We start from the raw sequence: 5,526 nt of genomic DNA on the forward strand, positions 1-5,526 counted from the left end.
CGAAGAGCACCTGCACAAGAAGGGGCCCCTGGGGGCGGAGTTCGAGCGGATGGCGCGCACCGGGGCGGTGACGCCGGATCAGTGGATGGTGACGGCCACGGGCTCGCCGATCAGCGCCGATCCGCTGCTGCGGGCCACCGAGGCCGCGCTCGGGCGCTGACCTCGGGGCCTTGGGGTGCTGCTACTTCCCGCCAGCCGTATTGCCGGGGATGCTGACCAGCTCCACCTCGAACTGGAGCACGGCGTTGGGGGGGATCTTCGAGCCCGGGGGCGGGCGATCCCCGTAGGCCTTCGCGGCGGGGCACACCAGCTTCGCCTTCCCACCCACCTTCAACTTCTGGACGCCCTCCGTCCAGCAGGGGATGACGCCGTTGAGGGGGAACTCGGCGACCTGGTTGCGCTTGTAGGAGCTGTCGAACTCCTCGCCCGTCATCAGGGTGCCTCGGTAGTGGACGGCCACGGTGTCCGTGGACTTGGGGCTGGGGCCGGAGCCGGCCTGCAACTCCTTGTAGATGACGCCCGAGGGGAGCTTCTGGGCTCCCTTCTCCTGGGCTGCCCTCTCGAGGAACGTGTCGTTGGCCTTCCCCTGCCGCCCGCGGGCGAGCCCTTGCACCCTCGGGCCATACTGCTCCACGTCCACGGCCGAGGGAGTGCCGAGGGTGGCATCGGAGAGGCCCTTCTTGATGACCTCCAGCTCCGCGGGGCTCAGACCCAAGACCCCCATCTGCTTTCCGAACTGGTACCCGAGCACATAGAGGGTCTTCTCGTCATCCGTCTGGGGCTGCCCGGGAGTGGACTGTGCCGCGGTGGGTGCGGGCTTCGCCTTGCCCTGGGCTTCTGCCTCGGAGGCCAGGAGGCCGCCCATCACCATCGTCGCCAGCAACATCGTTCGCATGCTTCCTCCTCTTCACAGGAGGCGCGAGAATACAGGGCTCCTCATGAGCCTCCGAGCGCGATTTCACGGTTCCTGCAGTGCGCCAGCCACAGTCGACACCCGCACCATGCTGCCGTGGGATGGAACGCCCAGGTCATTCACCAGGAAGAGCTGGTAGTAGCCCGGCGGCGCCACGGTGTTGCCTGGCGGAGCGGTGATCGTGAGGCTCCCGGTGCCGCGTGTGAAGCCCAGGGTGATGAGCCGCTGGTTCTGATCGAAGGAGTGCGTCACCGAGCCCAGGGCGATGAGCGTCACCTTCACGATGCGGGCGGCCTCCGGTGTCCCCACGGTGAAAGTCGTCCCTGGAGTCACCACGCCTGGCGCCGAGCTGACTGTCGGCCGCGCTCCCTTGAAGAGGTAGGGAGGCGAGAAGATCTCCGCGGACCGCGCATGGCGCCCACCCGCGCTCAGCACACGCCCGTCCGGCAGCAGCAGCGCGGTGGCATGGTAGCCGCGATAGATGCTGTTGCTGGCGAGCCGTGTCCAGCGGTTCGTGACAGGGTTCCACACCTCCGCGTGGAAGACCCGAGCGCCTGCGTTGTCGAAGCCGCTGCCGCTGCTGCCGCCCGTGACGAGCACCGTGCCGTCAGGCAGCAGTGTCGCGTTGTGCTGCCGCCGGCGCACGCTCATCGAAGCCACGTACCGCCATGTCGGTGATGCCACATTGAGATCGATCAGCTCCACGGTGGCAGTCGGCGGATCGCCTCCACCGATGATGACCACCGTGCCATCGAGCATCACCGCCGGCCCGTAGCTCCGGCCTCCGAAGAGGCTGGAGGGCCCTGAGCTCCAGGAGCCGGTCCCATTCGGATCCATGAAGCGCGTGGCTCGCCACGGCGCGGCGAAGAAGAGCCTTCCGTTGGGAGCCAGGAACATCCGCGGGTAGTACGGCATGTCCAGCCGAGCGGACGTCATCGTCCTCCAGGTCCGGGACGCCGCCAGGTACCGCTGTGGGATCTCGTTGATGTCGCTGACGCCATTGATCTCACCGCTGAGCACCATCACGTCCCCATTGGGGAGGGTGACGTTCGTGGGGTACCAGCGCCCGGCGTTCATGTCTGGCAGGCGGCTCCATGTACCCGTGAACGGATCGAAGAGGCTCGCGTCGTTGAGCCCCACATGGCTCGCGATGTGCCCGCCCGTCACCAACAGCCGGCCGTCCGCGAGGTACGAGTGCCCAGCGCAGAAGATGTTGTAGCCCGCGGTAGGCAGGGCGCTGAGGGTGTTGGTGACGGGGTCCCAGCGTCGCGGCGGATCGTCCCCCTCGTCGAACTCGCCAAAGAACATCACCTTGCCGTCGGGCTGCAGACTGGTGTGGGTGGCGGAGAGGGGCCAGGCCATGACGCTCGACCATTGCCCCACCTCCGCAGGGGTCTGTGCCTCCGCAGGGGCTGGCAGGACTGCACACCCGACAAGCCCTACCGCGAGCACCTTCAACCATCGAGAGCAGGGCTGCACCGCCATGGAGCCTCCGAGTGGGTGGCTGCTGTCCACAGCGACACAACCTAAGGGGGAACCCTGGCCCGCCAATCCGTCCCGGCGTCTGAGGAAGTGGTGGCCAGGAAGAAGCCCGCGCCGGACTGTTGGGTGAAGTCACGTCCTACCGGACTGCTGCACGGCTGGGCGGGGGAGGCCTCGCATCCCCAGGTTGACGACGGTCCCCCTTCAGGCCCAGGAGGTTTCAATGAGGTGCTGGCGTCCGTTCTTCGTGGTGCTGGCGCTGCTCTCCGGAATCACCGTCCATTCCCAGGAACCCCTCCCGGAGGAAGAAGCCGGGGGCGCGAGCTCCCTCCAGGACGCCCGGGGCTGGAAGCCGTGTGGAAGGAGGGCCGCCCTGTTGGATCCCTCGACGGGAGCGGTGGGCCTCGGGCCGAGCGAGCTGGTGCACGGAGACCAGGTGCTGCTCTTCACCGAGGAGGATGGCGAGAACGGGCTCGACCTATGGAAGAGCAGCGGCACCCAGGGGGAAGGGATCTCCCTCGTGAAGGACTTCTCTCCCGAGCTGACGGGCATCAGCCCCATGGAGCTCACCCGCGTGGGGACGCGAGTCTTCTTCGCCGCCGAGGATGCGGAGCATGGGCGGGAGCTCTGGGTGAGCGACGGCACCACCGGCGGCACCCAGGGGGTGAAGGACCTCTGGCCCGGTCCGATAGGCTCGTTCCCGCGGTCGCTGTTCTCATTCGGCGGCCTGCTCTACTTCTCCGCGGGAGATGAGGAGCATGGGCATGAGCTGTGGCGCAGCGATGGCACGCCCATGGGCACCTTCCAGGTCGAGGATCTGGAGCCGGGCCCTGAGGGCACCCACCCCCAAGGCTTTGTCCGGGGAAGCGGAGGAGCGCTCTATTTCCTCATCGACCGCGGCGGCTTCTTCCGAGCGTTGATGCGGAGCGATGGAGGGCCCGGTGCTGTGGAGCTGTTCCGGGTGCCCAGCACGAACCTCCTGGAGTCACTGACCCCCGTGGGCCAGCGGCTGTTCTTCATCACGGGCGACAGCCACGAGCTCATGGCCGAGCTGATGGTGACGGAGGGTGGAGCGCCTGTGCGCGTGGGCATGTTCTCGGAGCTTCACGAGCTGGTGGCGATGGGCGGTCGGCTGTACTTCAGCGCGAGCACGCATGAAGACCCAGCAAATCAGGAGCTCTGGCGCAGTGACGGCACGCCGGAGGGGACGCGGCGGGTGAAGGATCTCCGTCCCGGCTCCGAGGGCTCACACCCTCAGGGCCTCACGGTGGTGGGACGGCGGCTCTTCTTCACCGCGGACGATGGCATGCACGGGCGTGAGCTGTGGGTGAGCGACGGCACGGCCTCTGGGACGCGCCTCTTCACGGACCTCGAACCCGGAGCGCTGGGCTCGTCCCCGGAGGAGCTGACAGCCATCCAGGACCACGTGTTCTTCAGCGCGGACACGGCAGGGCGTGGCCGGAGCCCATGGGTGAGCGATGGAACGCCCAGGGGAACAGTGGCCATCGAAGGGCCTGTGGCCAGCATGCGTGCCTCGAACCCGAGGGAGTTCGTGCGATCCGGCTGGGACGTCTTCTTCAGCGCCGAAGTGGGCTCGAGCGGCCGGAGGCTGTGGGCCCTGCCATTCCGACCCGCGGGCCGCTGCGACCGCTAGCTCGCGCCGTTTTCTTGCCAGCGCTCCGTTTGCCTCTACCCTCGCCACACCCTGCTTCATCTTGGGAGCAGGTTGTTGCATCACGTGAGGGATCAGATGAGCGACAAGCGGAAGGCGAAGCGGGCTCCAATCGACATCTATCTGAACAAGTACATGGGCGGCGTGCCCTACCTGACCCGTGCTTCCGACATCAGCCAGGAAGGTCTGAGCCTCGCGCAGCTCATCGAGCCGCAGCACCACGCTCGCCGGGTCGGGCTCCAGTTCCAGCTCCCGGGCTCGGAGGAGGTCATCTACGCGGAGGGCGAGGTGGTCCGCGAGTGGGCCCAGCTGGACGCCGCGCGCAACGAGCGCTCCGGTGTGCGCTTCACGCTCCTCACCGAGCGGCACCGCCGGATGATCGACGCCTACGTCAGCCGCTCCGCCCAGGGCAACTGACGCGCCGCGTTGCGGCCCCGTCTCCGGTGGGCGCGACTTCCAGCAAGCGGGCGTGTTCCCTACAGGGGCCTGCCTTGACTTCCCTGGAAGGCGGTCGATTGAATGGCCTGGCCATTCAGTCGCGTCTGCTCACCGGCAGGTGAGGACGGAGGCCCCCCGTGAAGCGCTCGTTGTGGATGCTGGCCCTGGTTGTGCCGCTGTCGGCGGTAGCCCAGGGCAAGGATGCAAAGCCCGCTGCTCCCGCGGCCGCCACGGCCAGGCCCGAGGCGGGCGTCAACTGGGAGGGACAGATCCTCCGGGCCACCGGAGCTGGCGCCCCGGACCTGAAGGCCTCCAACCCGGCCCAGGCGCGGCTGGGCGCCGAGCGCGCGGCGAAGATGGACGCGTTCCGCAACCTGCTGGAGCAGGCCAAGGGCGTGCAGATCAGCGCTGGCCGCACGGTGGGGGACGCCATGGGCAGCGAGGAGATCCGCGGCCGCGTCGAGGGTGTCGTCCGCGGCTTCAAGGTCGTCAACAAGCGCTACTACTCGGACAGCGGCGTGGAGATGGACGTGGAGGTGCCGCTGGCGGCCCTCACCTCCGTGCTGGCGCCGGCCCCGGACACGGCCATCGCCGTGAACACGCAGGGCACGAAGAAGTACACCGGCCTGGTGGTGGACGCACGAGGGCTGGGCGCGAAGCCCGTGCTCTCGCCGCGGCTGCTGGATGGCGCCGGCAAGCCCGTCTACGGCGCCGACGCCCTGTCCGCCGAGGCCCGGAAGTCCGCGGCCGTGGCCGCCTGGTTCAAGAGCCTCCCGGAGGCGCAGAAGAGCGCGCTGGTGGGCGAGAAGCCCCTGGTGGTGAAGGCGGCGCAGCTCCAGGGCTCGGATCTGGTGCTGGCCGAGGATGCGCTGAAGCTGCTGACCGAAGCGAACGCCTCGTTCCTGGCCGAGGGCCGGGTAGCGATCGTCACCCAGTAACGAGAGAGGTCGCACATGCAGGCGCTGAAGCTGACGGTCCTCACCTGTCTCCTGGCCGCGGTGGCGGTGGCCGGTGACAAACA

Annotated in this window: 5 protein-coding genes; 3 read left to right on the forward strand and 2 right to left on the reverse strand. The window is 68.3% G+C overall.

What is annotated here, in order from left to right; all coding sequences use genetic code 11:
- Positions 1-181 precede the first annotated feature (181 nt).
- Together VD972_RS45020 and VD972_RS45025 are read right to left on the reverse strand one after the other, a co-directional pair.
- Complete coding sequence (locus VD972_RS45020) at positions 182-895, reverse strand: FKBP-type peptidyl-prolyl cis-trans isomerase (RefSeq protein WP_324996258.1); 714 nt, start codon at positions 893-895, stop codon at positions 182-184.
- A gap of 63 nt (positions 896-958) precedes the next feature.
- Positions 959-2,275, reverse strand: coding sequence for a galactose oxidase-like domain-containing protein (locus tag VD972_RS45025; protein WP_324996260.1), 1,317 nt, complete (start codon positions 2,273-2,275; stop codon positions 959-961).
- A 343-nt stretch (positions 2,276-2,618) separates the two neighbouring features.
- Here VD972_RS45025 and VD972_RS45030 point away from each other — a divergent pair, with 343 nt between their 5' ends.
- The 3 genes from VD972_RS45030 (at position 2,619) to VD972_RS45040 (ending at position 5,443) form a co-directional block, all read left to right on the forward strand.
- Positions 2,619-4,049 (forward strand): ELWxxDGT repeat protein, encoded by a 1,431-nt coding sequence (locus VD972_RS45030; RefSeq protein ID WP_324996262.1) that lies wholly within the window; start codon positions 2,619-2,621, stop codon positions 4,047-4,049.
- A 96-nt stretch (positions 4,050-4,145) separates the two neighbouring features.
- Positions 4,146-4,484 carry a PilZ domain-containing protein gene (locus VD972_RS45035; protein ID WP_324996264.1) on the forward strand — a complete coding sequence of 113 codons (339 nt, stop codon included), beginning with the start codon at positions 4,146-4,148 and terminating at the stop codon, positions 4,482-4,484.
- Between the two features lie 158 nt (positions 4,485-4,642).
- Positions 4,643-5,443 (forward strand): hypothetical protein, encoded by an 801-nt coding sequence (locus tag VD972_RS45040; RefSeq protein WP_324996266.1) that lies wholly within the window; start codon positions 4,643-4,645, stop codon positions 5,441-5,443.
- Positions 5,444-5,526 lie beyond the last annotated feature (83 nt).

It is taken from the genome of Hyalangium sp. (genome assembly GCF_035629615.1).
GTDB lineage: Bacteria > Myxococcota > Myxococcia > Myxococcales > Myxococcaceae > Hyalangium.

Coding starts and splice junctions, on each gene's coding strand:
- VD972_RS45020 (WP_324996258.1), bottom strand. CDS start 895: ATGCGAACGATGTTGCTGGCGACGATGGTGATGGGCGGCCTCCTGGCC.
- VD972_RS45025 (WP_324996260.1), bottom strand. CDS start 2,275: ATGGCCTGGCCCCTCTCCGCCACCCACACCAGTCTGCAGCCCGACGGC.
- VD972_RS45030 (WP_324996262.1), top strand. CDS start 2,619: ATGAGGTGCTGGCGTCCGTTCTTCGTGGTGCTGGCGCTGCTCTCCGGA.
- VD972_RS45035 (WP_324996264.1), top strand. CDS start 4,146: ATGAGCGACAAGCGGAAGGCGAAGCGGGCTCCAATCGACATCTATCTG.